The organism is Cellulophaga sp. Hel_I_12 (assembly GCF_000799565.1).
In the GTDB taxonomy this organism is placed as follows: domain Bacteria; phylum Bacteroidota; class Bacteroidia; order Flavobacteriales; family Flavobacteriaceae; genus Cellulophaga.
Genome location: NZ_JUHB01000001.1, coordinates 2,548,645 through 2,575,144, shown reverse-complemented (window position 1 = coordinate 2,575,144; position 26,500 = coordinate 2,548,645). Strand labels below are relative to the sequence as shown.

Annotated in this window: 23 protein-coding genes; 17 read left to right on the top strand and 6 right to left on the bottom strand. The window is 32.8% G+C overall.

Annotated elements, in window-relative coordinates:
* Positions 1–63: 63 nt before the first annotated feature.
* The 14 genes from GQ45_RS11155 (at position 64) to purD (ending at position 18,228) form a co-directional block, all read left to right on the top strand.
* Positions 64–1,284 (top strand): lipopolysaccharide biosynthesis protein, encoded by a 1,221-nt coding sequence (locus tag GQ45_RS11155; RefSeq protein WP_156125417.1) that lies wholly within the window; start codon positions 64–66, stop codon positions 1,282–1,284.
* The gene (gene asnB / locus GQ45_RS11150; RefSeq protein ID WP_052188203.1) at positions 1,285–3,090 is read left to right on the top strand and encodes an asparagine synthase (glutamine-hydrolyzing); all 1,806 of its coding nucleotides are present in this window, start codon (positions 1,285–1,287) and stop codon (positions 3,088–3,090) included.
* A 1-nt stretch (position 3,091) separates the two neighbouring features.
* Positions 3,092–4,366, top strand: a complete 1,275-nt coding sequence (locus tag GQ45_RS11145; protein ID WP_047417883.1) for an O-antigen ligase — start codon at positions 3,092–3,094, stop codon at positions 4,364–4,366.
* Complete coding sequence (locus GQ45_RS11140; RefSeq protein WP_156125415.1) at positions 4,363–5,643, top strand: O-antigen polymerase; 1,281 nt, start codon at positions 4,363–4,365, stop codon at positions 5,641–5,643. Before GQ45_RS11145 ends, GQ45_RS11140 begins: the two co-directional genes overlap by 4 nt.
* Before the next feature lie 96 nt (positions 5,644–5,739).
* Entirely contained in the window at positions 5,740–6,807 is a 1,068-nt protein-coding gene (locus GQ45_RS11135; protein ID WP_047417877.1) for a hypothetical protein, read from the top strand.
* 163 nt (positions 6,808–6,970) lie between these two features.
* Positions 6,971–8,110, top strand: coding sequence for an N-acetyl sugar amidotransferase (locus GQ45_RS11130; RefSeq protein ID WP_081980973.1), 1,140 nt, complete (start codon positions 6,971–6,973; stop codon positions 8,108–8,110).
* Complete coding sequence (gene hisH / locus GQ45_RS11125; protein WP_047417873.1) at positions 8,107–8,721, top strand: imidazole glycerol phosphate synthase subunit HisH; 615 nt, start codon at positions 8,107–8,109, stop codon at positions 8,719–8,721. The genes GQ45_RS11130 and hisH overlap by 4 nt, the downstream gene beginning before the upstream one ends.
* A 3-nt stretch (positions 8,722–8,724) precedes the next feature.
* Positions 8,725–9,489: an AglZ/HisF2 family acetamidino modification protein gene (locus GQ45_RS11120; protein WP_047417870.1), complete on the top strand. Its 765-nt coding sequence runs from the start codon at positions 8,725–8,727 to the stop codon at positions 9,487–9,489.
* 2 nt (positions 9,490–9,491) lie between these two features.
* Positions 9,492–11,612 carry a bi-domain-containing oxidoreductase gene (locus GQ45_RS11115; RefSeq protein WP_047417867.1) on the top strand — a complete coding sequence of 707 codons (2,121 nt, stop codon included), beginning with the start codon at positions 9,492–9,494 and terminating at the stop codon, positions 11,610–11,612.
* On the top strand, positions 11,594–13,177 hold the full coding sequence (locus tag GQ45_RS11110) for an alginate lyase family protein (protein ID WP_047417865.1): 1,584 nt from the start codon (positions 11,594–11,596) through the stop codon (positions 13,175–13,177). Before GQ45_RS11115 ends, GQ45_RS11110 begins: the two co-directional genes overlap by 19 nt.
* 2 nt (positions 13,178–13,179) lie before the next feature.
* Positions 13,180–14,373, top strand: coding sequence for a glycosyltransferase family 4 protein (locus tag GQ45_RS11105; protein WP_047417862.1), 1,194 nt, complete (start codon positions 13,180–13,182; stop codon positions 14,371–14,373).
* Positions 14,374–14,532: 159 nt separating this feature from the next.
* The gene (locus GQ45_RS11100; RefSeq protein WP_231555190.1) at positions 14,533–15,591 is read left to right on the top strand and encodes an MraY family glycosyltransferase; all 1,059 of its coding nucleotides are present in this window, start codon (positions 14,533–14,535) and stop codon (positions 15,589–15,591) included.
* Positions 15,592–15,643: 52 nt separating this feature from the next.
* Positions 15,644–16,627, top strand: a complete 984-nt coding sequence (locus GQ45_RS11095; RefSeq protein ID WP_047417857.1) for a UDP-glucuronic acid decarboxylase family protein — start codon at positions 15,644–15,646, stop codon at positions 16,625–16,627.
* Between the two features lie 329 nt (positions 16,628–16,956).
* Entirely contained in the window at positions 16,957–18,228 is a 1,272-nt protein-coding gene (gene purD, locus GQ45_RS11090) for a phosphoribosylamine--glycine ligase (protein ID WP_047417853.1), read from the top strand.
* Positions 18,229–18,395: 167 nt separating this feature from the next.
* Here purD and GQ45_RS11085 read toward each other — a convergent pair whose 3' ends face one another.
* A complete protein-coding gene (locus tag GQ45_RS11085) occupies positions 18,396–18,638 on the bottom strand; it encodes a hypothetical protein (protein WP_047417850.1) in 243 nt (80 codons plus the stop codon).
* 39 nt (positions 18,639–18,677) lie between these two features.
* Between GQ45_RS11085 and GQ45_RS11080 the strand changes: the two genes are divergently transcribed.
* From GQ45_RS11080 to GQ45_RS11070, 3 genes are all read left to right on the top strand, one after another.
* Entirely contained in the window at positions 18,678–19,610 is a 933-nt protein-coding gene (locus GQ45_RS11080) for a DUF6427 family protein (protein WP_047417847.1), read from the top strand.
* Positions 19,611–19,811: 201 nt separating this feature from the next.
* A complete protein-coding gene (locus GQ45_RS11075; RefSeq protein WP_047417845.1) occupies positions 19,812–20,414 on the top strand; it encodes a DUF4254 domain-containing protein in 603 nt (200 codons plus the stop codon).
* A gap of 12 nt (positions 20,415–20,426) precedes the next feature.
* Positions 20,427–21,464, top strand: coding sequence for a glycosyltransferase family 9 protein (locus tag GQ45_RS11070; protein ID WP_047417841.1), 1,038 nt, complete (start codon positions 20,427–20,429; stop codon positions 21,462–21,464).
* Positions 21,465–21,558: 94 nt separating this feature from the next.
* Here GQ45_RS11070 and GQ45_RS11065 read toward each other — a convergent pair whose 3' ends face one another.
* From GQ45_RS11065 to GQ45_RS11045, 5 genes are all read right to left on the bottom strand, one after another.
* Positions 21,559–22,173, bottom strand: coding sequence for a TetR/AcrR family transcriptional regulator (locus GQ45_RS11065; RefSeq protein WP_047417838.1), 615 nt, complete (start codon positions 22,171–22,173; stop codon positions 21,559–21,561).
* Positions 22,174–22,557: 384 nt separating this feature from the next.
* Positions 22,558–23,616 carry an arsenosugar biosynthesis radical SAM (seleno)protein ArsS gene (gene arsS, locus GQ45_RS11060; protein ID WP_047417836.1) on the bottom strand — a complete coding sequence of 353 codons (1,059 nt, stop codon included), beginning with the start codon at positions 23,614–23,616 and terminating at the stop codon, positions 22,558–22,560.
* Between the two features lie 266 nt (positions 23,617–23,882).
* The gene (locus tag GQ45_RS11055) at positions 23,883–24,218 is read right to left on the bottom strand and encodes an arsenosugar biosynthesis-associated peroxidase-like protein (RefSeq protein WP_047417834.1); all 336 of its coding nucleotides are present in this window, start codon (positions 24,216–24,218) and stop codon (positions 23,883–23,885) included.
* A gap of 17 nt (positions 24,219–24,235) precedes the next feature.
* Entirely contained in the window at positions 24,236–25,093 is an 858-nt protein-coding gene (locus GQ45_RS11050; protein WP_052188376.1) for a metallophosphoesterase, read from the bottom strand.
* Positions 25,069–26,481 carry a sodium:solute symporter gene (locus GQ45_RS11045; RefSeq protein WP_231555189.1) on the bottom strand — a complete coding sequence of 471 codons (1,413 nt, stop codon included), beginning with the start codon at positions 26,479–26,481 and terminating at the stop codon, positions 25,069–25,071. Before GQ45_RS11045 ends, GQ45_RS11050 begins: the two co-directional genes overlap by 25 nt.
* Between the last annotated feature and the right edge of the window lie 19 nt (positions 26,482–26,500).

Genomic DNA, 26,500 nt, shown 5'->3' with positions numbered 1-26,500 from the left:
TTGTTAAAATTAGCCGTTAGCAATATAAAAAGTAACATTAAAAGTATTTCCAAATCTGAGTTTTTGAAAAATGTATCTTTTCAAATGCTAGGTGTTGGAATTGCTCAGTTACTACCATTATTGGCTACTTTAATATTGACAAGATTATATACTGAAGAAGATTTTGCAGGATACACGTCATTCATTGCTATCGGTAGTATTTTTGCGGTCGGGGCGGGAGCGAGATATCAGTATGCCATTATGATTCCAGAAAAGAATTCAGAAGCGGTCAAAGTGTTTAGTTTAAGCGTTTATTTAACTTTTGCATACTCTTTACTCCTAGTGCTTGTTGTGCTTGTAATAACTTTTTTTAATATTGACTTTAAAATTGGACACAATATCTATTTAATTCCACTTTATGTTTTATTTTTTGGTATCTGGAACGCTTTTTCAAATTTATCTATCCGTTATAAAAAATTTAAACAAAATTCTATATCAAAAGTTTTACAGTCTTTAATCTATGTTTCATCTAGCATTGTTTTTGGATTATGTAAACCAATATTTAACGGCCTAGTTCTAGCTAAAATAATTGGTGTTTTAAGCTCAATTTTTTATCTATTTAAAAAATCAGTTATTTCATTAGAGTTCCCTAAAATTAAATCTCTTAATAAAGTTGCTAAAAAATATAGTGATTATCCTAAATATGGATTACTACCTGCTTTTTTAGACATTGCTTCAGTACAAGGTATAGTGCTTATTTTAACTTGGTTTTACACCAAAGAGGATTTGGGTTATTTAGGACTAACTTTATTGATTTTAAGTGCTCCACTTAGTCTAGTTGGCACATCATTTAAAGAAGTATTTTATCAAAAAATAACATACTTCATAAATGCCAGGGAGTTCGCAAAAGGAATTCGTTTTTTTAAAAATTCTGCTTTAGGACTGCTATTAGTTGGAATACCCATCTGTTTAATTATACTATTTTTAGGTGAGGAGTTGTTTTCATTTGCCTTTGGAGATAATTGGATAAAATCTGGAACATTTGCGTCTATACTTTCTTTTTCATTTTTAATTCAATTGATTGTCAGTCCATTATCATCTGTGTTCAATGCGGCAAACAAACTTAAAGTAGCTTCTTATTGGCAAATATTATACTTCATAACAACGTTCTCGACTTTAGGGATGTTTGCCTATGTATTAAAATTTGAAGTTATCGAATTACTTTATGTATATGTCATTCATGAAATTATACTTTATAGCATATATTTTATTTTACAATATAATACTTTAAAAAAATTAAACTAAATGTGTGGAATATCTGGAATTATATTAAAAGATAAATCTTTTGTAAATAAGAATGATTTAATAAAGATGAATAATTGTATTAAACATAGAGGTCCAGATGGCGAGGGTTTTTATTACAACGGTAATTTAGGCTTCGGGCATAGAAGATTATCTATAATAGATTTAACTGACTTAGGAGCTCAACCTATGGAATATAACGAAGATTATATAATGACCTACAATGGTGAGGTTTATAATTATTTAGAGATAAGAGGTGCGTTACAGAAATTAGGCTATTTATTTAGAAGTGAATCTGATACAGAGGTTATTTTAGCGGCCTATAAAGAATGGGGCGAGAAATGTGTTGATCACTTCAATGGCATGTGGGCCTTTGCTATTTTTGATAAAAAAAGAAATGTTGTTTTTTGTAGCAGAGATAGATTTGGAGTAAAACCTTTTTATTATTACAATAAAAATAATGCCTTTTACTTTGGTTCTGAAATAAAACAACTATTAACCCAAATAAACAATCCAAAAGTAAACAAGCAAATTTTGTTTGATTATCTTTATTTAGGTTATCATCATCATTCTGACGATACTTTTTTTGAAGAGGTAACATCCCTAACACCTGGCTTTAATCTCACTTACGAATTAACTGATAATACCTTCAAAATAGAAAGATATTATTCTTTAAAAATAAATGAAGAATATGCTAAACTTTCTTTTCAACAAGCCGAATTGTTGTTCAGGGAAACAATAGACAACTCTATTAAACTTAGACTACGTTCTGATGTAAAAGTAGGCACTTGTTTAAGTGGTGGTATGGATAGTTCCTACATTGCTGCAACGGCTGCTAAAGCTTATAAAGCGGAAAAAAAATTTACTGCTATTACCGCAAAATCTATAGAGAAGGAAACAGATGAATCTTATTTTGCAAAAAAAGTAGTTGAACATTGCAATTTAGATTGGAAAATTGTAGAACCTGAAATAAATGATTTTTTTAAATTTGTGGATGAAGTTATTGAAACTCAGGAAGAGCCTTTTGGGAGTCCATCAATAATAATGCAGTATTTTGTTATGAAAAAAGCAAAAGAAGAAGGATGTATTGTACTTCTTGACGGGCAAGGAGGAGACGAAGCTCTCTTAGGTTATGATAGGTATTATTCGGCCTACTTAAATCAAAAGAAAGGACTATTTAATAAAATAAAAGGTGCTTTAGAAATATCTAAGAAATCAAAGTTATCAATAACAGAGGTGCTCGCATATAATTTTTATTTTAATAATGCAAAAATTAGGGCTCTAAGACAATTAAAAAGGTACGGTTTTGTAAAAAAAGAGTATAAAAAGTTCATGAATAACGAGTTATTAAAGAAGTTATCTGCCGTCAACAAAGATATACACCAACTCCAAGAATTCGAAATAACTAAAGTACAACTTCAAAAACTTTTGAAATACGAGGATAGAAATTCAATGAAATTTTCAATTGAAACTAGAGTTCCTTTTGTGGATTATAAAGTAGTTGAACTGGCATTTTCATTACCTTTTTCTTATAAGATGCATGAAGGTTGGTCTAAGTATATTTTAAGAAAAGTTGCTCAAGAGAAACTTCCTGATGAAATAGTTTGGCGAAAGAATAAGTTTGGCTTCGAATCTCCGAATAAAAAGTGGTTGGAAAACAAGCAGAGTTTTATTGAGAAAATCAAAAAATCAAAGTTCATGAATGAATTTATTGAAACAGATAAACTACCTGATACCATAGACGATATTTCTTTATGGAAGCTATATAATATTACTTTATGGTCTGAAAAATTTAATGTAGTTTTCTAAAATGAATTTATTTAAAAAATATAAGGATATCTTCATAGATGAGCCCAACAAGCTTTCCTTATTTCTTTTAGGTATATTTTCATTTACTTTACCACTTTATCAAATAATTTCTACACTTATCTTATTACTCTTAGTAATAGTTTCAGTTATAAAGCTTATTTCTAATACATATTACAAATTATATTCAGCATATATATGGCCAATTTTACTCTATTTTATAATAATAATCTCACTTTTAGTATTTGAAAATTTTGAAATTAGGTATGTACAACATAGAGCGAGCTTAATAGCAATGCCTCTTGTTTTTTGTACTTTAAGAACAAATCAACAACAATTTGAAAAACTTCTTCTATATTTTGTAAATGGTTCATTCGTGTCACTTTTAATATGTTATGGAAATGCGTTTTATAATTCTATTTCCTTTTCAAGTGGTAAAATTCTTTTTCAACCTGCAGTAAATAACGAATTTTCTTTTTTTTACTCTGTCGTCCGAGATGGCAATTATTTCTTCTCCTCATTTTTTTCAATACTTCATGATTCAACCTATATGGCAATTTATATTAATTTTGCCATTACAATTATACTAAGCTTTTCATTATGGAAAAAAAATAAGATCTATTTAGTCTTTTTATTTTTATTCATTCTATGTATTTTCCAATTATCAAGTAAGATTGCTATTTTCATTACGTTCGTTATAATTTGCTACTATTTTGTTCTTAAAGTCAATAAAAAAAGTTTAAAAACATTAACATTAGTTATCACTATTAGTGTGGGATTATTATTCTTTTCACAAAACCCTAGAGGAAAAGTAATGATAGATACTTTTATAAAAGAAGGTATTAAAATTAACCCGACTGAAAGATTTGGCTACGCTCTAAGATTAATGTCTTGGGACGCTTCTATAGAATTAGTAAAAGAATACCCCTTAACAGGTGTAGGTATAAGTAATGTACAGAAAGTCCTAAATGTAAAATATCAAAACAAAAGCTACACCACTCCTTTAGAACAAAATTTAAATTCACACAATCAGTATCTACAGATTATATTAGAAACTGGTATATCAGGCTTTATTTTAATTATTTTGATGCAATTATCCCTCTTTAAAAAAGTATCTTTAAACAAGATTGTCGGCCAGCAATATTTAATTTTAATGTTTTTATTTAGTGTTAGTGTAAGTTTCTTATTTGAAAGTATGTTTAATAGGTATTCAGGTCTAGTTTTTTTTATGTTTATATATTGCATGATTATAAATAATAGTGAATATAGAAAAATATGACTATTGGTGTTGATAAAATTAAATTTCAAAACTTTTTACTGGCAATAGCGCTCTTTGTTGTTCTACAACTTTGTTTTTCATTCACAATTCAATATTTATATGTCTTTAAGATCGCTGAAATAAGTATAGGTATATCTTATAAATTTAGTTGGCTCAAATTTCTAGGGAGCCTTCTTATTATTATAATGTTTTGTTCAATTATACTGGCTATTAGAATGAAAGGTTTTTTATATATCCAAAGTTCTTTAATCCTTCTTTTTTTTGTTTTTCCAAGTGCAATTTTATACACTAATGTAGCGAATATTGATGCAAGAATTTTTTTGTCGCATATCCTTTTATTAGGCATAATATTGCTAATAGGTAAAATAAAAATAAAAATATCAACCAAAACACTTGGTCTCAATCAATCAAAAAAAACTTTGTTTTACACTGTCCTAATTGGGTTAATTCCCTTTTTAATTCTTTATGGGCCGCATATTAACCTAGACAATTTACTGTTGAAAGATATATATGAAACAAGGGAATTATTAAGTGCTAAAATCAATAATTTGTACACTAATTACAGTTATTCTTGGCTCAATAAAGTTCTTATTCCTGCCTTGCTGGTATTTGGTTTATTTTTTAAAGAAAGATTTTTAATTATTTTTACTTCTATTGCTTTGATATTCCTTTTTTTATGTGGTGCGCATAAAGCAGTTTTTATTGGACTAATAATTGTTCTAATTCTATACAAGTTTGATTATATAAAAAAAACTAATTATTTTATCAAGATATTATTAATTATTAGTGCACTTTCTTTGGTATCTTCTGTTTTTTTTAATAATGATTTTATAGCAGTACATACAATTAGAAGAACCATGTTTTTACCTGCATTATTGGACATTCTTTATTTTGATTTCTTTAATGGAAACCCTTTATTATGGTCTGAAAGCTTTCCAGGAATATTTAAGAATTATCCTTATGATTATTCGCATTCTTATATTATTGGTGAAAAATATTTCAACTCAATAGAATGGGGTGCAAACAATGGAATAATATCTGAAGGATTTATGAATTTTGGAATTTATGGTGTGTTAATAAATTCAATAATTATTGGTTTATATTTTTCCATTATAAATCAATTAAATATCAGCAGTAAATTTTACGGTGTATTTTTTCTATTATTTTTCTCTCTTATAAGCTCTTCCTTGCCTACAGTATTACTAACTCACGGTGGATTTATTTTAATATTGGTATCTTTCGGATTATTAAAAGGAACGGACAAAAAAATGGTTTGAATAATTTTATAAATCTAAAATATCAATAGCATATTTCTTTCTCTAATTTTGTAAAAAAGCAGATATAATTGATTAAACTATTTAAAATAAATAATTGTGAAAAAAGTATTGATTTTAACAAAAACGAATTGGTCAGAGCCCCCAAGAATAAGGCATCAAATAACAAGATTACTTAAGGAAAAGAATTTTGAAATCACATACCTTGAAAAAAACAGTTATAAAAGTTTAATAATAAAAAAAAGAGAAGAGGAAGGCATTACTTTTTTTTCGCATTCAGAATTGATTCACCATCAATTAAGGTATTTCCCATTCATTCAAAAACTAAACAACTTAATTGTTAAGTTTTACTTAAAAAAAATAATGCAGCAAATAGAGTTCGAGTTCATTATGAACTTCAGTTATGAATACTCTTTTTTAAAAACATTAGCGCCTGAGAAAAAGATTATAAGCATCATGGAAGATGATTTTGAAGAACAAGCAAAGTTTGGAATGACTAAGCAAATCAGAAATCAAATCAAGACAACCTGTGAAAACTCAGACGCTGTTTTGACAGTATCATATCCATTATTTAGAAAGCTTAGTAGTTATAAAAATAATGTAACGATGCTATTTCCTTGGAGTCAAAGAAAATATGAATCTCCGTTAAATTCAAGTAAAAAGAGACATACGATTTTATATTTTGGTTTTGTAGGTAGGCTAGATTGGTTAGTACTAGAAGAACTTGTGAAAAGCACAAATTATAATTATAGGTTTGTAGGGCCAACCATTGGGAAGACAGATGATAAAATGATTCAACGATTATCTCAAAATAATAATTTCGAATATATTAAATATAGCACATTAGATCAACTTAAAACAGATGATTTATTTTGTTCCATTTTACCATATAACCCAAATCTTGGTAATGTACAGGCCTGTACTGTAAGTAATAGAGCTTTTAATTTACTATCCTTAGGGCTTCCATTAGTTTATGCTGATTTAAGAAATTTAATTAAAGCTCCAAATACAATAATTAGAGCCAACAAAACCATTGATGATTATAAGGAAACACTTGATTTTTATAATAATAATTTTTTTGAAATACAAAATGATATAGAGCTTTTTTTAAAAGATCACTATAAAGAAAATAGATGGGAAGTTTTAAATAGGGTTATTAATGAATAATAATGTATTTGCTTCATATCTAAATATCTTATTGTCCTTTTGGATTGAGTTAACTAAAATTAATAATCCAAGATGAGTAGCCTTTTAAAAAAAAGAAAAAATATCTTTGTTATAAACTATATTACTATTTCAATTCAGTCAAATTGAGATGAAAAAAATAAAAATGAGCAATACAGAATTCCAAATATGCACTAATTGTGTCATGGATACTACAGATTCAAAAATTACTTTTGATAACAAAGGGGTTTGTGATCATTGTAACACCTATTACAATGATATTCTTCCTAAATGGCATACTGACGAAAGAGGCGACAAGGCTTTAAGAGAAATAGTAGCTAAAATTAAAGAAGAAGGGAAAGGGAAAGATTTTGATTGTTTAATGGGTATGAGTGGAGGTATTGATAGCTCCTACCTTCTGTACATGATGAAAGAAAAATATGGCCTACGACCTTTAGTTTTTCATGTTGATGCAGGTTGGAACTCTCAAATAGCGGTTAATAATATTGAACGCTTAGTAGATGGATTGGGCTTAGACTTATTTACTGAAGTAATTAATTGGGAAGAAATTAAAGATTTACAATTAGCTTATTTTAAATCTGGAGTTCCCCATATCGATACACCACAAGATCATGCTTTTTTTGCCACAATGTATAAATTTGCTTCTAAGCACAATATAAAGCATATTCTTACAGGAGGTAATTACTCGACGGAATGTGTTAGAAATCCTCTAGAATGGATGTATTATCAATCAGACGCTATTCAACTAAGAGATATATATAAGCAACATGGTACAGGAAAACTTAAAGACTACCCCGTTACCAATATTTTGTGGCATAAGGTTTATTTACCATATTTTAAAGGGATTAAATTGATAAGACCTCTTGATTACATACCTTATCATAAAGACGAAGCCATGCAGGAATTAGTTGATAAATTTGGCTACCAAAAATACCCGCAAAAACATTTTGAATCTCGATTTACTAGATTTTATGAAGCCTATTGGCTACCAGAAAAATTTGGATATGACACTCGTAAGGTGCAATTTTCGAGTTTAATATTAACAGGACAAATGACTAGGGAAGATGCTTTAGAAGAGTTAAAAAAACCAGCTTACGATCCTGAAACAGTAAAACAAGATTTTGAATTTGTAGCAAATAAATTGGGTATCGCTGTAGATGAACTACAAAGCTACTTAGATGCTCCAAACAAAACCTATAAAGATTACAAATCTCAGGAAAATATTTATAATATTGGGGCAAAGGTTATGCGCTTATTTGGTCTTGAAAAAGGAGGAAAAAGATGATGACAATTGTTAATTATGGATCAGGGAACATCCAAGCCATATTAAACATCTACAAACAACTAAATATTGATTGTTTTGTTGCTAACGCTCCAGACCAATTGGCTGAAGCCACTAAATTGATTTTACCCGGTGTCGGTGCCTTTGATGAAACTATGCAACAATTAGTAAATTCAGGCTTTAAGAAAGAATTAGATAGGTTGGTGTTACAAGAAAAAATTCCAGTAATTGGTATCTGTGTAGGCATGCAAATTCTCGCCAATAAAAGCGAAGAAGGTGAATTACCGGGCTTAGGTTATATTGATGGTGAAGTGAAAAAATTTGACAGCACAAAGTTCACCCAAAAACCATATTTACCTCATTTAGGATGGAATACTATAAATCCTACTAATGCGCATAAAATATTTGAAAACATAGATTTTCAAACCGGTTTTTATTTTTTACACTCGTACTATTTTTCTTGTAAAAATAGCGATGATATCCTTTCAAGAACCAATTATGGTGAAGATTTCTCATCAGCAATATATAATGAAAATGTTTTTGGGATGCAATTTCATCCTGAAAAAAGCCATAGCAATGGCATTCAATTATTTAAAAACTTTGCTAATTTATAAAACATGTTGAGATCTCGAATAATCCCTTGTTTATTGGTTAGAAATAAAGGTTTAGTAAAAACTGTACAGTTTAAAGATTCCAAATATGTTGGAGACCCGATTAACGCGGTTAAAATTTTTAACGAAAAAGAAGTAGACGAATTAATAGTTTTAGACATCGATGCTACTAAGGAAGGACGTGAACCTGACTTTATGATGATTAAAAATTTAGCAAATGAATCTAGAATGCCACTATGCTACGGAGGAGGAGTCAAAACCGTAGAACATGCAAGAAAAATAATTCATCTAGGTGCAGAAAAAGTGGCATTGAGTTCTGCGGTTATTGAAAATCCTAACTTGGTAGTCGAAATAGCCAAAGCAGTAGGAGTTCAAAGTGTTATTATTGTTTTAGATGTTAGAAAGAAAGGCTTATTAGGTAAATATCAAGTATATACGCACAACGGTACTAAAGCAACTGGCAAAGATCCAAAAGAACTTGCAATTCAATTTGAAAAATTAGGTGTTGGTGAAATTGTTATAAATGCTATTGATCAAGATGGTATGATGAAGGGGTACGACTTAAAACTATTAGAAATAATTAGAAAGGCAATTCATCTTCCTTTAACCATTTTAGGTGGCGCAAGCGGTTTAGACGAAATTAAGCAAATTGTAGATAAGTACAAGGTTATTGGCCTTGCCGCCGGTAGTATATTCGTTTTTAAAGGAAAATATAAGGCTGTATTAATTAATTATCCGAACGCAGAAGAAAAGAAAAAATTGACATTTTAGAAATGAAACAAATTATACAAGACCTTAAAAACGGAGAAACCATATTAGAAGAAATTCCTGTTCCAATGACAAAATCGGGATGCGTACTTATAAAAACTACAAGATCATTGGTTTCTTTAGGTACCGAAAAAATGATGGTTGAATTTGGAAAAGCAAATTTTATTCAAAAAGCACGTCAACAGCCAGATAAGGTAAAAATGGTTTTAGACAAAGTAAAAACAGATGGTTTTAAACCAACTATGGATGCTGTTTTTAATAAATTAAACCAACCTTTACCCTTAGGGTATTGTAATGTCGGGGAGGTAGTTGGCGTTGGTAATGGTGTAACCGAATTCGCCATTGGCGACCGTGTTGTGTCAAATGGTAATCATGCAGAATATGTAAATATTCCTAAGAATTTAGTGGCTAAAATTCCAGATAATGTCACCGATGAAGAAGCGACATTTACCGTAATTGGTGCTATAGGACTGCAAGGTATTCGACTATTAAACCCTACTTTCGGCGAAACAATTGTTGTTGTTGGGCTTGGTTTAATAGGCCTAGTTACAGCAGAATTATTACTTGCAAATGGTTGTAATGTAGTAGGCTTCGATTATGATGCTGAAAAAGTAAAAATCGCAAACGAAAAAGGAATTGTAGCTATAAACCCAGGCGAAGGTACGGACCAAGTTAAATTTATTGAATCGTTTACCAATGGCATTGGCGCTGATGGTGTTATTATTACGGCATCGAATAAAAGTAACGAAATTATTTCTCAGTCTGCTAATATGTGCAGAAAACGCGGCAGGATAATATTAGTTGGTGTTATAGGTTTAGATATTAGTAGAGCCGATTTTTATGAAAAAGAAATCTCTTTTCAAGTTTCTTGCTCCTATGGACCAGGAAGATATGATGACAATTATGAAAAGAAAGGAAACGATTACCCAATTGGATATGTTAGGTGGACAGAAAAAAGAAATTTTGAAGCCATTTTAAATGCTATTTCAAGAGGAACTCTAAAGGTGAAGCCTTTAATTACAGAACGCATTGCCCTAAATGATTATCAAAAAATTTATGGGGATATGAAAAACTCAAGATCTATAGCCTCTATTCTTGAGTATAATAGTACTGTCGCACCAATATCAACTGTTACAATTGCTTCTAAAAACTTTAAAGGAAAAAAGGGGGTTATAGGCATCATTGGTGCTGGTAATTTTACCAGTTCAACAATTTTACCCAATCTTAAGAAAATTAGCGCTGAGGTAAAATATATTGCAAGCTCCGGAGGGTTAACGTCCACCATTATGGCTAAGCGTCATAATATCGCGAATTCTACATCCGATTATCATGAAATTTTAAAAGATCAAGATGTTGATTTAGTATTCATAACTACACAACATAATATGCACGCTGCAATGGTTTTAGAAACCATAAAGGCTAAAAAAAGTGTTTTTGTTGAAAAACCACTTGCCCTTACAAATACTGAACTCAAAGAAATTGTCACTCAATACCAAAACGAAAATGTAACCATTTCAGTAGGGTTCAACAGACGTTTTGCGCCTTTGGCAAAAAAAATGAAAAGTTTAATGGGCAATGGTAATACGCCAATAAACATTGTAGCGACTATGAATGCTGGTTTTATTCCCGCAGATGTTTGGGTCCATGATATGCAAGTAGGTGGTGGGAGAATTATTGGAGAAGCATGCCATTTTATAGATTTATGCACCTATTTTACAGGGAGTAAAGTAATTTCGGTGTGTATGAACGCCTTAGGTGTAAATCCTCAAGAAAATACAGATAATGCAAGCATTCTTCTTAAATATGAAAATGGATCAAACGCTGTAATTAATTATTTCTCTAATGGTAGTAAAGCATATTCTAAAGAGAGGGTCGAAATTTATTCGCAAGAACGCACTATGGTGCTGGATAATTGGAGAAAATTAAAAACTTATGGATTTAAAGGAAGTTCAAAAGTAACTTCTAAACAAGATAAAGGTCACTTTAATCAATTTATAGAACTAATTCAACAACAACAAAAGGGTGGAGAAGCTATTATTCCATTCTTTGAAATCGTGAACACTACCAAAGCCTCTTTTGCTGCTATTGCATCACTTAAACAAGGGAAATGGATAGCTATAGACTAAACTTACTATTAAACACCGTAAAACATCTAAAAATTAAGCAAATTCGCTTTCAACTGTACTATAAGATTCGAAATAAATTATTTAAAAAAAAATATCATAATTCTTTAAAGCATAGTCCCCTACCTTTAAATTGGGGTCCTGTATTTTTAAATGAAAATAGTTTTTTAGTTGATCGTTTTTCATTTCTCAACCTTGAACATAATTTTCATGGCCTTATAGACTGGAACTATGCTGACTATGGAAAACTTTGGACCTATAATCTCAATTATTTTGATTTTTTAAATCAAAAAACCTTAAGTGTAGATCAAGGTTTAAAATTAATTAACGACTACATTGAAAATGATACGCTAAAAGATGGTCTAGAGCCTTATCCAATATCTTTAAGAGGTATTAACTGGATCAAATTTTTATCCATAAACAAAATATCAGAAACGAGAATTGATCAAGCATTGTATAATGATTATTATAGACTATTTGATAATTTAGAATATCACTTGTTAGGAAATCATTTATTAGAAAATGGATTTTCCCTATTATTTGGATCCTATTATTTTAAGGATGAAAAGCTCTATCATAAAGCACAAAAAATTTTATTTACAGAACTAAAAGAGCAGATTTTAGAGGATGGGGGACATTTTGAACTGTCACCCATGTACCATCAAATACTTTTATACAGACTTTTAGACAGTCTTAATCTCTTAAAAAATAATCAATGGCTCTCTAATGAACTATTAGTTTTTTTAGAAGAGAAAGCTGAAAGTATGCTTTCTTGGCTCCAAATGGTTACCTATAAAAACGGGAATATACCAATGGTTAATGATAGTACCTACGATATAGCTCCTAAATCAGATCAATTATTTGAATATGCAAAAAAATTAGACCTAAAATGGACTGAAACGAAATTGTCAGACTCAGGGTATAGAAAGTTTAAAACAGATTCATACGAACTTTTTATGGATGTAGGTAATATTGGCCCTGATTATCAGCCCGGTCACGCGCATTCAGATACCTTGAGCTTTGAGCTGTACGTAAAACAACAACCTATAATTGTTGATCCTGGAATTTCTACTTATGAAAAAAATGAAAAGCGTTTACGAGAACGTCAAACAGCATATCATAATACAGTAAAAATTAATCATCAAGAACAAAGCAAAGTTTGGGATGGCTTTAGAGTAGCACATAGAGCTAAAATTACCACATTAACAGAAAAAGACAACGTAGTGTCTGCTACCCATAATGGATATAAAAAATTAGGGATATTACATACTCGAAATTTCATTGGAAATTTAAATACTATAGAAATAACAGATATTTTTTCTAAAAAAATAGATAATAACCAAGTAGCTTATTTTCATTTTCACCCAGATATTGTTTCCATAGAGGTTATTGAAAACAATAGCGTTTTGATTAATCATAGTATTGTAATACAATTTGAAAGTGAAATTATAAAAATTATAAAAACTAAATATGACTATTGTAAGGGCTTTAATAAAACTGATAAGGCAGAAAAATTAGAGGTATATTTTGATCAAGAGCTTATTACAAAAATTTTTCTAAAGGAGTAAAAATGAAACTACTATTTTTAACTGATAATTTCCCGCCAGAAGTTAATGCACCCGCAACAAGAACTTATGAACATTGCAGAGAGTGGGTAAAACAAGGTGTTGAGGTGACTGTTATTACTTGTGTACCTAATTTCCCGAAGGGCAAAGTTTTTGATGGTTATAAGAACAAAATTTTTCAAAAAGAAATTATTGATGGAATAAAAGTGATCAGAGTTTGGACGTACATCACTGCGAATGAAGGCTTCTTAAAACGTATTCTAGATTACCTAAGTTTTATGATTAGTTCTTTTATTGCTGGATTATTCGTTAAAACAGATGTAATAATTGCGACCTCTCCACAATTTTTTACGGCAATTTCAGGGAGATGGCTTTCGTTTTGGAAAAGAAAAAAATGGATAATGGAAGTTCGTGACTTATGGCCAGAGTCTATTAAAGCTGTAGGTGCCATGAAAACAAACCCTGCCATACGCTTTTTTGAATTACTCGAAAATCGAATGTATAAAAGTGCTAATAAAATTATAGTAGTTACGGACTCATTCAAAGAGGTTCTAATTAAGAAAAATAACATTGATTCTTCCAAAATATCCATTATTAAAAACGGCGTAAATACATCCCTTTTTCAACCTATACAAAAAGATGTACATTTAATTCAAGACTTAGGTTTACATGAAAAATTTATAATTGGTTATATAGGTACGCATGGGATGGCCCATGGTTTAGATTTTATTTTAGAATGTGCTAAAGACATTTCAGATAAAGATATTCATTTTCTATTTTTAGGAGAAGGTGCCAAAAAACAAGAGTTATTAACCCAAAAAGAAAACTTAAAATTAGATAATATCACCATGTTAGCTTCCGTGACAAAAGAAGAGGTAGCTAAGTATATATCAATTATAGATATCGGTTTGGTAAACTTAAAGAAATCAGATACTTTTAAAAGTGTATTACCATCAAAAATATTTGAACTTTGTGGGATGCATAAACCTATACTTTTAGGTGTTGAAGGTGAAGCAAAAAAATTAGTTGATGAATACCAAGTAGGCCTAACTTTTGAGCCAGAAAATAAAAAAGATTTTCTCGAAAAGATTAAACTTTCAAAAAAATTAAAAATAACAAGTGATAATTTTAATCGCTTGATAACAGATTTTGATCGTATAAAATTAAGTAAAAAGATGCTCGAGTTTGTCAAGCAATAAACACCAGTTTTAAAAAAAGAATAGCTACTTTTACTTTCAAATTTTTAATACATTAAATTGCACTTCTTAGAAACCGCCATATTAATATATATTGGTGCTTTTCTATTAACCTATTTAACTATACCAAAGATTATAAAAGTAGTTGGGTATAAAAGGTTAATGGACGACCCCAATCATCGAAGTTCTCACGTAGGAAAGACCCCTACCTTGGGAGGAGTTTCATTTTTTTACACCCTAATTTTTGCCTTATTTTTCATAAAAGATTGGAGTAGTTTTCAAGAAGGCATCTACATTATTCCTGGACTAACCATTTTGTTTATAGTAGGCTTAAAAGACGATTTAGTAGTGCTTTCCCCACTATCAAAATTAATCGCTCAAGCTATAGCCGTCTCATTTATCTTATCAAATGAAGGTTTTATCATTCATTCCTTAAATGGATTTTTAAATATTCATGAAATTCCGTACTTTTTGTATTTGGGTATCGCGGGTTTTATGATGATTACTATTATTAATTCTTATAATTTAATCGATGGTATCGACGGATTAGCCTCCATTGTCGGAATTGTAATCTTAATGATATATACCACAATTTTTTATTTATCAGGAGAGCATTATTATGCATTAATAGGGCTGACTTTAAATGCCAGTCTTATGGCGTTTTTAGGATATAATGTATCTACTGACAGAAAAATTTTTATGGGAGATACGGGTTCATTAATTGTCGGGTTTATCATAAGCGTTTTAACCCTAAAATTTCTGGCGCTTAAACCTCAAGATTATACGGAACTCCCTTTTTTATTAGAAAATGCTCCTCTTATTGCCATAAGTATCCTAATTGTTCCTTTATTTGATACGGCAAGAGTGTTTGCGATACGCTTATCCCAAAAAAAAGGCCCATTTTCTCCTGATAGAAATCATACACACCATGTTTTAATTGATTATTGGGGGTTATCTCATAAACAGGCAAGTTTTATTATTGGATGCTTTAATTTAATCTTTGTCATGCTTTTTATTGTTTTAGGCAGTACTGCAAAAAACATTGGAATGGTGATCATGTTAGTGACAGTTGTTATTATTCTTGGCTATGTTTTTTTTAGATACAACTATAATTTTTCTACGCTAAAGCAAAAAATAAAAATAAAAAGAAAGGTAGATCATCTTAAAACTAAAATTGAAAGTCCAAAAAAGAAAAAAAATCGAAAAAACGAACAGAAATGATGTTTTTATGACTTTCAATTTAATTCTAGAAGCTAAGTAAACCACTTTACTTATGAAAAAAATACTCATCACAGGCGCTGCAGGTTTTTTAGGTTCTCATTTATGTGATCGCTTTATAAAAGAAGGGTTCCATGTGATTGGCATGGATAACCTCATTACAGGGGATCTAAAAAATATCGAACACCTTTTTCCTTTAAAGCAGTTCGAGTTTCACCACCATGATGTCTGTAACTTTGTACATGTTAGTGGGGAGTTAGACTATATTTTACATTTTGCCTCGCCCGCCAGCCCTATTGATTATTTAAAAATACCTATTCAGACGCTTAAAGTGAGTTCTGTTGGCACCTTAAATTTACTAGGCTTAGCCAAACAAAAAAACGCTAGAATTTTAGTAGCCTCTACTTCTGAAATTTATGGGGACCCTCTAGTGCATCCACAAAACGAGGAGTATTACGGCAATGTCAGCTCTATAGGCCCACGTGGCGTATATGACGAAGCGAAACGCTTTATGGAGTCGCTCACCATGGCGTACCACCGGTATCATGGCGTTGATACGCGTATTGTGCGCATTTTCAATACCTATGGTTCACGAATGCGCTTAAATGATGGTCGCGTAGTACCTGCCTTTATGGGACAAGCCTTACGAGGAGAAGATTTAACCGTTTTTGGGGATGGCTCGCAAACTAGATCATTTTGCTATATCGATGATCAGGTAGAAGGTATTTATCGCTTGTTAATGAGTGATTATACGGATCCCATCAATATTGGTAATCCGCATGAAACAACTATTTTAGAATTTGCACAAGAGATTATTAAACTGACAGGAACCACTCAAAAAATCATCTTTAAACCCCTTCCGCAAGACGATCCTCTGCAACGACAACCAGATATTACCCGAGCTAAAGAAATTTTGGGTTGGGAGCCAAAAGTGCATCGTTCAGAGGGCCTTAAAATAGTCTATGATTATTTTAAATCCTTATCGCCTGAAGAACTTCAAAAAAAAGAACATAGAGATTTCTCTGGAAACGGCAAGTAGATTCCGAATCAATTGATCCTGGTATTGTATTCCTTAAGATTCAGAAATCAAGATTCAAGATAAATAGGTCTAGGCTCTTCGTTATGAAATCTTTTTGTCATTGATTACTTAAGGGGCTAGTGCTAATTGCCCTCGAAGCTACTACAGCTGTTAAAAGATTAATACACATAGTTATCTCAGCAATTTAATGGTTCGCATTTAGAATTTAAGGTCTTGTCCCCTGATTCTAAAAGCAGCGCGGTCTTGATGCTGTGGCAGGCCAATTATGATGAATAATATCTGGCATTATTCAACTTCAATAGGTATTTTTGCGGAAATCTTCTTTTCGTATGAACATTCTTATTCTTGGAGCCGGCGGCCGCGAACATACCCTTGCTTGGAAATTAAAGCAAAGTAAAAAACTATCTCAATTATTTGTAGCACCTGGTAACGCAGGAACTGCGGCTATTGCCACAAACTTAGAAATTGGAGTAACTGATTTTGCAGCCATTAAGAAGGCAGTAGGCACCCATAACATACAGATGGTCATTGTAGGTCCAGAAGATCCATTGGTACATGGTATTCACGATTTCTTTTTGAACGATGCTGAGTTAAAGGCTATCCCCGTTATCGGCCCACAAAAAGCGGCGGCTACCCTTGAAGGAAGTAAAGATTTTGCGAAAGAATTTATGATGCGTCATAAAATACCAACAGCTGCTTACGAAAGTTTTACCGCGGAAAGCTTAGAAAAAGGTTGTCTATTTTTAGAAGGCTTAAAGCCTCCCTATGTTTTAAAAGCAGACGGCTTAGCTGCCGGAAAAGGTGTGGTAATTCTGACCGATTTACAAGAAGCTAAAAACGAATTAAAAAGCATGTTGGTCGATGCTAAATTTGGTACCGCAAGCACAACGGTGGTCATTGAGGAGTTTTTAGACGGTATTGAATTAAGTGTTTTTGTGCTCACGGACGGAAAAAATTACAAGGTACTCCCAACGGCTAAAGACTATAAACGCATTGGTGAAGGTGATACCGGACTCAATACAGGCGGAATGGGCGCTATTTCCCCGGTTCCTTTTGCTGATGACGAGTTCATGAATAAAATACACGACCAGGTAGTTAAACCTACCGTAGAAGGGCTTAAAAAAGATAATTTACCCTACAAGGGATTTATTTTTATCGGTTTGATTAAAGTGGACAACCAACCTAAAGTAATTGAATACAATGTTCGTTTGGGAGACCCTGAAACCGAAGTGGTGATCCCTAGAATTAAAAATGATTTAGTAGACGTGTTTTTGGCTGTTGCCAATGGAACTTTAGATACTATAGATTTAGCCTTAGATGAACGGACAGCGACGACGGTTATGGCAGTTTCTGGCGGTTATCCTGAGGCCTACGGCAAGGGAAAAGAAATTACTGGTTTCTCAGAGGTGAAAGATGCCTTGGTGTTTCACGCCGGTACTACACTAAGCGATGGTAAAATAGTGACTTCTGGAGGAAGAGTATTGGCGGTAACGGCATTTGGCGCTGATCACAAAGAAGCCTTAAAAAAGTCGTATGACAATATTGCAAAACTGCATTTTGATCATATGTATTACCGTAAAGACCTAGGTTTTGATTTGTAGCTTCGACGCCGCTCAGCTACCAAATTTTAAATCCGTTCAGCTACCTGACATCGACTGCGCTATACTATAGAAATTCGATATAGATACTAACTTGTAATCTAAAAAATAAAATACAATCAGCTATGTCTAAATAGATAGCTGATTGCATTTATGACTTCTAATTGAAATTACCCATTATTAGCATCATTCCCTATAAAAGAATGTGCACTAACTCTAGAGGCTTTCTCGGTCTCGTTGTTGTATTTTTTAAGTTGCAACATCCAATACACAAAGGCTACAGAGCCTACAATCACAAAAATCCAGTTTAAGGTATTTGCAACCCACCAGCTCTCCATCATACGCAACATATCAAAGGGTGCAAACAAGATATTTACAAATAAATCTTCAATCGCTCTAAAAAATGATTCCATCTTAATTATATTTACCCTACAAAAATATAAAAACCCAAGATGATTTCAAGCATTTTTGGAAAAACAAAACCATTTAACTTCATTATTATAGGTGCTTTTTTGTTTCTATTCTATTGGACGACGATTTTTATGTTGTTTTCAAAACCTTATTCTTCAGAAAATCTACCTTCACAAAGTATGGTTTTAGTGCTACTTTGTAGTATGGTTTTTGTGATTAATTTTATCGTAAAGCGCAACAAAATCACGGAAACAAACTCCTATGCCATTTTGTTTTTCTCCTTACTCATGGTGCTTTTTCCAGAAGTATTATTAGATAACAACAGTATTCCTTGTACCTTTTTTTTATTGCTGGCCACTAGAAAATTATTGAGTATAAAATCTTTAAAAAACATTAAACTTAAAATTTTCGACGCCAGTATTTGGGTGGTGGTTTCTAGCTTATTTTATGATTGGGCTATCTTATACTTACTGTTAGTTTTTATCACCATATACTTATACCAACCCAAAAAAATTCGCAATTGGGTGATTCCTTTTATTGGTTTTTTTGTAGTAGGCATGATCAGCTTGGGCGTATTAACCCTCTTTAATAAGCCTAATTTTATTGAAAACCATTATACGTTTTCAGTGAATATTGCTGACGATTTTATCTATCAATGGCAAAGTAGTATTAAGTTGATCATCTATATCGTTGCATCCTTACTGCTTTTTGTTTTGACCTTTTTAAAACTTTCTAAATCAGGGAAAGGCCGCATTAATACGATGCGCTTAATTGCGCTCTTCTTTTTTATAGGTTTAGTCATAACCCTACTCGAATCATTCAATGACGTAACGCCTATTTTGCTGACATTTTTTCCAGTGTCGGTTTTTTTAACCAATTATATTGAAAATATAAAACGCTCCAAACTCAAAGAAGGCGTTCTACTATTTATCATTTTAATTCCTTTCGTAGTCTTAATTACCAGATTTAAGTAATGTACCCCAAGGCCTAGAATCAGAATGTAAAGCCATTGATTTTAATTAATTGATGTACACATCAACCCTTAGGCCCATGTTCTTCAAATCTGACAAAAAATTGAGCTTCTTTGAACTATTGTTTTCTGGAGCGTATCTCTACACAACTATTCAAAAGAAAGTTTCACGAATAAAAGTATCTTTGTAGCAAAGCTTTATATTATGTTTAGTGAATTTGCATTTACCATTTTTGAGAAAAGTATAGCCACCTACCACATTAAAGATGACGTGTACCAATCTTTTGACAATCCGTACCCAAAAGATGATATTGCACACCTTTTGTACCGTAAAAACTGGATCGATACGGTACAATGGCATTATGAAGATATTATTCGAGACCCCAATATAGATCCTTCCGATGCCTTGGTTTTAAAGCGTAAAATTGATGCCAGCAACCAAGACAGAACAGATTTAGTAGAGTATATTGATAGTTATTTTTTAAATAAATACCAATCAGTATCGGTTAAAGAAGGGGCGACGATCAATACAGAAAGTCCCGCTTGGGCGATAGACCGTTTGTCTATCTTGTCCTTAAAAATTTATCACATGGAAGAAGAAGCATCGCGTACCGATGCCAGCGCCGAGCATTTACATAAATGCAAGCTTAAATTAGCGATACTTTTAGAACAGAAAAAAGATTTGTCTACCGCTATTGATCAATTATTAACCGATATTGAGCAAGGCAACAAGTACATGAAAGTGTATAAACAGATGAAAATGTACAATGACGAGGAACTGAATCCTGTTTTGCGAGGAAAAAAATAAACCTAATTATTTATGGTTTCACAGAAACACCTATTGGTCATCAGAATGTCTGCCATGGGCGATGTCGCCATGACCGTTCCTGTGTTATTGGCATTGCAAAAACAACATCCAGACCTAAAAATTACGGTATTGACCAGAGCTTTTTTTAAGCCGCTATTTTCACAGTTGCCCAATGTTCAGATATTTGAGGCTGATGTAAAGGGAAAGCACAAGGGTATCTTTGGGCTTTACCAACTTTATAAAGAATTAAAAGCCTTAAAAATCGATGCTGTTGCTGATGTACACAATGTATTGCGAAGTAACATCTTGAAGCTATTTTTTACTGCTGCTGGCATTCCTGTGGCTCAAATAGATAAAGGCCGCAGCGAGAAAAAAGCCTTAACAGCGGTAAAAAACAAAAAATTTAGTCCTTTAAAAACTACGCACCAACGATACTCCGATGTTTTTTCTTCCCTTGGATTTAAAGTACTATTGGAAGAAACAGGTTTATTGACCAAAGAATCACTTTCAAAAAATACGCAAGATTTTCTAGGCTCAGATACCAAAAAACGAATTGGAATTGCACCCTTTGCGGCTTTTTCAGGAAAAATGTATCCGTTGCAGCTCATGGAGCAAGTCGTTGAAAACTTAGCAAAGTCAGAGCACTATCAAATAGTGTTATTTGGAGGTGGCCCCAAAGAAAAAGAAGCCTTAGAACTTTGGCAGCATAGGTATAAAAATACCCTAAATGTAGCCGGTAAATTTTCATTTCAAGAAGAACTGAGTATCATCTCTCAACTTGACCTTATGCTCGCTATGGACAGTGGTAACGCACATTTAGCAGCGAACTACGGAATTCCTGTTGTCACTTTATGGGGGGTTACCCATCCGTACGCCGGGTTTTATCCGTTTAGACAGCCCAAGGAAAATGCACTTCTTGCCGATAGAAATCCATACCCTCTAATTCCTACCTCTATTTATGGAAATACATTTCCTGAAGGCTATGAAAAAGTAATGGAAACGATTCGTCCCGCTTCAATAATTGCTAAAATTGAGGAAATAGTTCATTAGTTTAGAAAGGCATGTCGCCTTACCATATAATCATTTTTTAACTTGATCTTAAACTCTTGCACTGAGCGTGGCCGAAGTGTGAGTTTGAACTTTTTTAAGCCACTTGCTTATGCGCCAAGGCTCTAAAATAAAATCGTAATTGTTGCATATACCGATAACGTAAGGCAGTTGCGCTGCCTTCTACCATTAAACTTCTCACCCCTAAAAACGAAGCTATAATGTAACTTGCTGCACCTTCACAGTCTACGTGACGATCTACGTAACCGTTAAACTTTCCTTTTTGTAGAGAAGACACCAAGTTAACTTCCCATATTTTTAAAATATCATTTAAATACTTCATAATTTCTGGATTCCTTCCGTTGAATTCGTTTAAAAAATTATTTAAAAGAAAACCATAATCGTTTTGGTTGTGCTCTGCGGTTTGTAAAGCATCTTCAATACATTTTGAGATCAACTCTAATGGATTGTCATGCCCTTCTATGGGTTCAATAAGCATGCTGTACACTTTACGAACTACTAAATTTTCAAGAATACTAATGAAAAAATCTTCCTTAGATTTAAAATGATAATAAAAAGCACCTTTAGATAAATCTAACTCTTTTAAAATATCATCGATACTGGTTTTGTAAAATCCGTTTTTGTAGAATAATGCCAATCCGGTAGTTTGCATACGATGCATGGTAGCCATGCGTTTTAGGTTTTTTTCCATAAGATTTGGGTTTTGGGGTAAACCGACTCATAAGTCTTTTACAAAGTTATGGCCTTTAACTAGCTATTAGAAAGAATCAGGTTAAAACAACCCTAAAATTCGCTAAGTAGCGTAAAAATGGTTAACACTGAAGTTTTTTAAAAAACAACAAACCGGGTAGTCGGTTAAAAAGGTTTTTTGTCGAGTGAAATCGGCTTATCTATGGAATACAATACAGCCTAAATTAGGTATTAATCCCTACTCTAGTAAAATACAATGGGTAACTCTTTGAAATACGATACTGAAAAAAGAGCTACTTAGCAAAGCATCAACAAAGTTCACGTGCTAGTATTTTTTATCAACCTACAAGGCTTTTAAGGCCTTGTAGGAAGCTTCATTGACTTGTTATTGAGCTACTGTTCCCTGACAGCTGCTCCCGGCACCAGCAGTACACCCGTAACAATGTTGAGAGATAATGATGTTCCTATCTTGTAAGAGATCCTCATTATAGTCTTTAATATGCTTTACTTTACTCGCTACTTTTAAATCGAGCATTTGATTAAAATCACAATCGTATAGCCAACCATCCCAACTAATCGAAATGGTATTGGTACACATCACGTTCGCTACAGCCGCAGGGTTATAGGCCTCTACCAAAGCATACATATAATCCTCATAGTTTTCTGAAGCAATCAAATAATCTAAAAAGCGGGCAATTGGTAAATTGGTAATCGCAAAAAGGTTGTGAAACTGAATATCAAAATCTTCTTTCAAGGCCTTTTTAAAATCCTTTTCCATGGCGGCTTGGTCACCAGGTAAATAGGCTCCTGAGGGATTATACACTAAATCTAAACGTAAATCACTCCCTGGCAATCCGTAGCCAATGGCATTTAAATCTTGCAAGGCTCTAATTGATTTATCAAAAACTCCGTCGCCTCGTTGCTTGTCTGTTTTACCACGTGTGTAATGTGGCATGGAAGAGATCACATGAACATTATGTTTTTTAAAAAACTCAGGTAAGTCGTAGTACTTTTTATTGGCTCGAATAATGGTCAAATTTGAACGAACAATAAAATCTTTAATCCCCGCTTTTGCAGCCTCTTCTACAAACCAACGAAAATCAGGGTTCATTTCTGGCGCGCCACCGGTTAAATCTAAGGTATGTGCTCCTGTATTTTTTATCACCTCTAAACACTGCATCATGGTTTCACGCGTCATAATCTCTTTACGATCAGGACCCGCATCAACGTGGCAATGCTCACAAACCTGATTACACATGTACCCTACATTGATTTGCAGGATTTCTAATTTTTTTGGTCGTAAAGGAAAATGCCCAATTTGTGCAATTTTATCTTTAAAATAAGGCAATTCACCGTCGGCAAAAATTCCTCCGTTTAATATTTCTAATTGTTTGTTCGTAATTGCAAGTTCATCTTGTCTTGCTTTTAATGATTTTATAGCCATTTTTTCAGTATTCCGTATTCAGGATGCAGTATTCAGTTGGAAATAAAAATCTGCCAACGTCGACTGTAAGCCAAGTACACTATTTAAAATTCTCTTTTCTTAATATTTTACGGATGGTATTTTTTATTTAGTAACATATCCTAATCCTCGTCTTTTCATTGATATATTCATAACATCTTTAAATCAACACATTTTCAAAGTAAGCATTGCCGAAATTTTAAGGCTTAAATTTTAGTAATTCTCCCCTTCGGCGCTAGTGGGTTTTTTCACATAGATAACTTATCATACTTATTCATCATTTGTACGCCATGAACTAAAGTGGCCCCACTTTCAATTGCAGCACCTACATGCACAGCTTCCATCATTTCTTCTTTGGTAATACCTTTTTGTAAGCCGTCTTTGGTATAGGCATCAATACAATACGGACATTTAACCACATGCGAAACGGCTAAAGCGATCAACGATTTTTCTCTGGCACTTAATGCGCCCTCTTCAAAGACTTTACCGTAATAATCAAAAAATTTAGTTCCTAATTCTTCGCTCCATTCGGTAATTTTACCAAATTTTCTAAGGTCTTTTGGGTCGTAGTATGAATCTGCCATTTTAGTTCTATTTTATATTATTTTAGATTGATTGTGATGCTTTCTTTATTAAACGTATACGGAATTCCAGCTAAGCTTCGTTCTGCTTCTGGTAAAATTTCCATATTATCCCAAAGTCCTGAAACTAGTGTTTCCGCATACTCCATGGGCAAATGATTACTTTTCATCAGCTGGTAAGCTTTCTGAAAATCATACTCCAAATACTGATGTGTATATTTCAGTTGTCCATCAACATCTTCTAAAAGTACATACCACACTCTTGAGGTACCATCATTTGCTGGCATGCCTATAACACCTGGGTTTATCCATAGTTTTTTGTCAATTTCTTGTGAAAAAGGCAATCCACAGTGCCCTGCTAAAATCACCTCAGCATCCAAGTCTTTAAAACTTTCAAGTTTTGTTTCTACTGATGACGTTTCAAAGATAAATTCGGATATATTTTCTACTGCACCGTGAATAACTGCTACTTTTTTACCTACGTAATCAAAGGCTACATGGTTTGGTAAGCCTTCCATATAGTTGATGGCATCTTTCGACAAACGCGATTGGGCATAGGGATACCATAATTTTGAAAACCCGTCACAGCGACTGCCTTCCGTAAAGTCACAGCCACAATCTTCTGCGCCTTCTACTAACTGAACTTCTACATTCCCTGCAATACTATGGGCTCCCCAAGTTTTAAAAAGCTGAACTGTTTCTTCGGGTTGAGCACAATACCCGACAATATCCCCAGTACAAATACAATGATCTGCGGCAATATTATTTTCTTGAGCAATAGTCAACAAAGCCTCTAGCGCTTGTAAGTTGCTATAAACGCCTCCGAAAACCAACACCTTACCTTCTAAAGCGCCTAAATAGCTCTTTTTTTTATCCATACAGGTACAAAATATAGGATGATACAGGATAAAATACCCCAAAAATTAATCCATAATAAATCAGCATATTTTCCACTGGTAAAAATTAATTGGTAGGGAAAAAGATTAAAAACTAACAAAAATCCAAAAACAATTCCACAAAAAACACTTAAATGAAAACTTATTTTAGGTGCTTTATCCTTCCAAAATAGAAAAATTGGGGTTAAACCAATAACCATAGTTCCGCTAATGGTTGTTGCCGATAAAATTTCAGCATTTAAAAAAACAGGAATGGTGCCTAAAACAGCTATAACGACCATAGACCAACGCCCAAATTTTAGCGTGTTTCCTAATTTCAAATCAATGGCTACTAATTTTGAAAAAGACGAAAAAGTAGAATCCAAGGTTGAGGCCGCAGAAGTAATCATGATAAAATTAATGACCAAAAGAATACATACGCCAAACGCCTTTCCTACCTCTACGGCCGCTTGACCTTGCATTCCTTTAGCTTGGGCATACACACCAATAATACTGAATAGTATAATACAGCCTGCCCCGATCACAGCTGCCCAAAGGAAACTTTTTAAGGTTGTTTTAGGGCTACTCAAAAAGCCCCTATCTGTTAACACTGGATCGTGAAAAGGATAACTTAAAGATTGTAAAACAGCGGCAAAAAGCAGATTTAAACCCATATCAAAGGTCCAACTGCCCGAAAAAGCAACTTCATGCACCGTAACGGAGGCTTCTGAATTAAAAATAACCTCTAAAATAACGAGTAATAGAATAGAAAATAAGCCCATTTGAACGACATCGGTAAAAATACTGCTGCTCATCCCCCCTTTTATGACATATGCCAAGGTTAAGAAGGTAAACACCAAAATAGACCAATAATAGGCACTAGAACCGATGTCACCAAAATAAGAACCGATGACCATCGTATTACTCCAAACCTCATTAAATAAACGAAAAGCAATTAAAATAGAAAAAACAGCAACTGCACTTCGACCAAATTTGGAGCTTAAAAAATGATGAATACTGGTGAATTTTCCTTGAGTCCGCATTTTGTAAATAATGATTCCCGCCACAGCAAAGGATAAATAATATGCAGCGTACGCTATCCCGCCAACAATCCCGTAATCTAATCCTAAATTGGCGGCGTTCGTTATACTTTTTGCAAAAATCCAGGAAATGACTAAGCTTCCCATTAACATAAAACCATTGGGCGCTTTACGTTTGTGCTCTGCTTTAAAAAACTGATTGGTATTTTTTGCTAAAGGTGATACAAGAAATAAAATCAAACTTGATCCTATAATCAAGGCCCACTGAAGTCCACTGGCTCCAAGTCCCCAGACCTCCAAAGCGGGTATGAGCCCCCTAATTTCTGATAATAGGATTGAACTTAGTGCCATTTATTAGGCTTTTTTATTG

Coding starts and splice junctions, on each gene's coding strand:
- GQ45_RS11095 (WP_047417857.1), top strand. CDS start 15,644: ATGAAAAAAATACTCATCACAGGCGCTGCAGGTTTTTTAGGTTCTCAT.
- purD (WP_047417853.1), top strand. CDS start 16,957: ATGAACATTCTTATTCTTGGAGCCGGCGGCCGCGAACATACCCTTGCT.
- GQ45_RS11120 (WP_047417870.1), top strand. CDS start 8,725: ATGTTGAGATCTCGAATAATCCCTTGTTTATTGGTTAGAAATAAAGGT.
- GQ45_RS11070 (WP_047417841.1), top strand. CDS start 20,427: ATGGTTTCACAGAAACACCTATTGGTCATCAGAATGTCTGCCATGGGC.
- GQ45_RS11115 (WP_047417867.1), top strand. CDS start 9,492: ATGAAACAAATTATACAAGACCTTAAAAACGGAGAAACCATATTAGAA.
- GQ45_RS11055 (WP_047417834.1), bottom strand. CDS start 24,218: ATGGCAGATTCATACTACGACCCAAAAGACCTTAGAAAATTTGGTAAA.
- GQ45_RS11050 (WP_052188376.1), bottom strand. CDS start 25,093: ATGGATAAAAAAAAGAGCTATTTAGGCGCTTTAGAAGGTAAGGTGTTG.
- GQ45_RS11085 (WP_047417850.1), bottom strand. CDS start 18,638: ATGGAATCATTTTTTAGAGCGATTGAAGATTTATTTGTAAATATCTTG.
- GQ45_RS11100 (WP_231555190.1), top strand. CDS start 14,533: ATGGACGACCCCAATCATCGAAGTTCTCACGTAGGAAAGACCCCTACC.
- GQ45_RS11075 (WP_047417845.1), top strand. CDS start 19,812: ATGTTTAGTGAATTTGCATTTACCATTTTTGAGAAAAGTATAGCCACC.
- hisH (WP_047417873.1), top strand. CDS start 8,107: ATGATGACAATTGTTAATTATGGATCAGGGAACATCCAAGCCATATTA.
- GQ45_RS11080 (WP_047417847.1), top strand. CDS start 18,678: ATGATTTCAAGCATTTTTGGAAAAACAAAACCATTTAACTTCATTATT.
- GQ45_RS11130 (WP_081980973.1), top strand. CDS start 6,971: ATGAGCAATACAGAATTCCAAATATGCACTAATTGTGTCATGGATACT.
- GQ45_RS11045 (WP_231555189.1), bottom strand. CDS start 26,481: ATGGCACTAAGTTCAATCCTATTATCAGAAATTAGGGGGCTCATACCC.
- GQ45_RS11140 (WP_156125415.1), top strand. CDS start 4,363: ATGACTATTGGTGTTGATAAAATTAAATTTCAAAACTTTTTACTGGCA.
- GQ45_RS11105 (WP_047417862.1), top strand. CDS start 13,180: ATGAAACTACTATTTTTAACTGATAATTTCCCGCCAGAAGTTAATGCA.
- GQ45_RS11145 (WP_047417883.1), top strand. CDS start 3,092: ATGAATTTATTTAAAAAATATAAGGATATCTTCATAGATGAGCCCAAC.
- GQ45_RS11110 (WP_047417865.1), top strand. CDS start 11,594: ATGGATAGCTATAGACTAAACTTACTATTAAACACCGTAAAACATCTA.
- asnB (WP_052188203.1), top strand. CDS start 1,285: ATGTGTGGAATATCTGGAATTATATTAAAAGATAAATCTTTTGTAAAT.
- GQ45_RS11065 (WP_047417838.1), bottom strand. CDS start 22,173: ATGGAAAAAAACCTAAAACGCATGGCTACCATGCATCGTATGCAAACT.
- arsS (WP_047417836.1), bottom strand. CDS start 23,616: ATGGCTATAAAATCATTAAAAGCAAGACAAGATGAACTTGCAATTACG.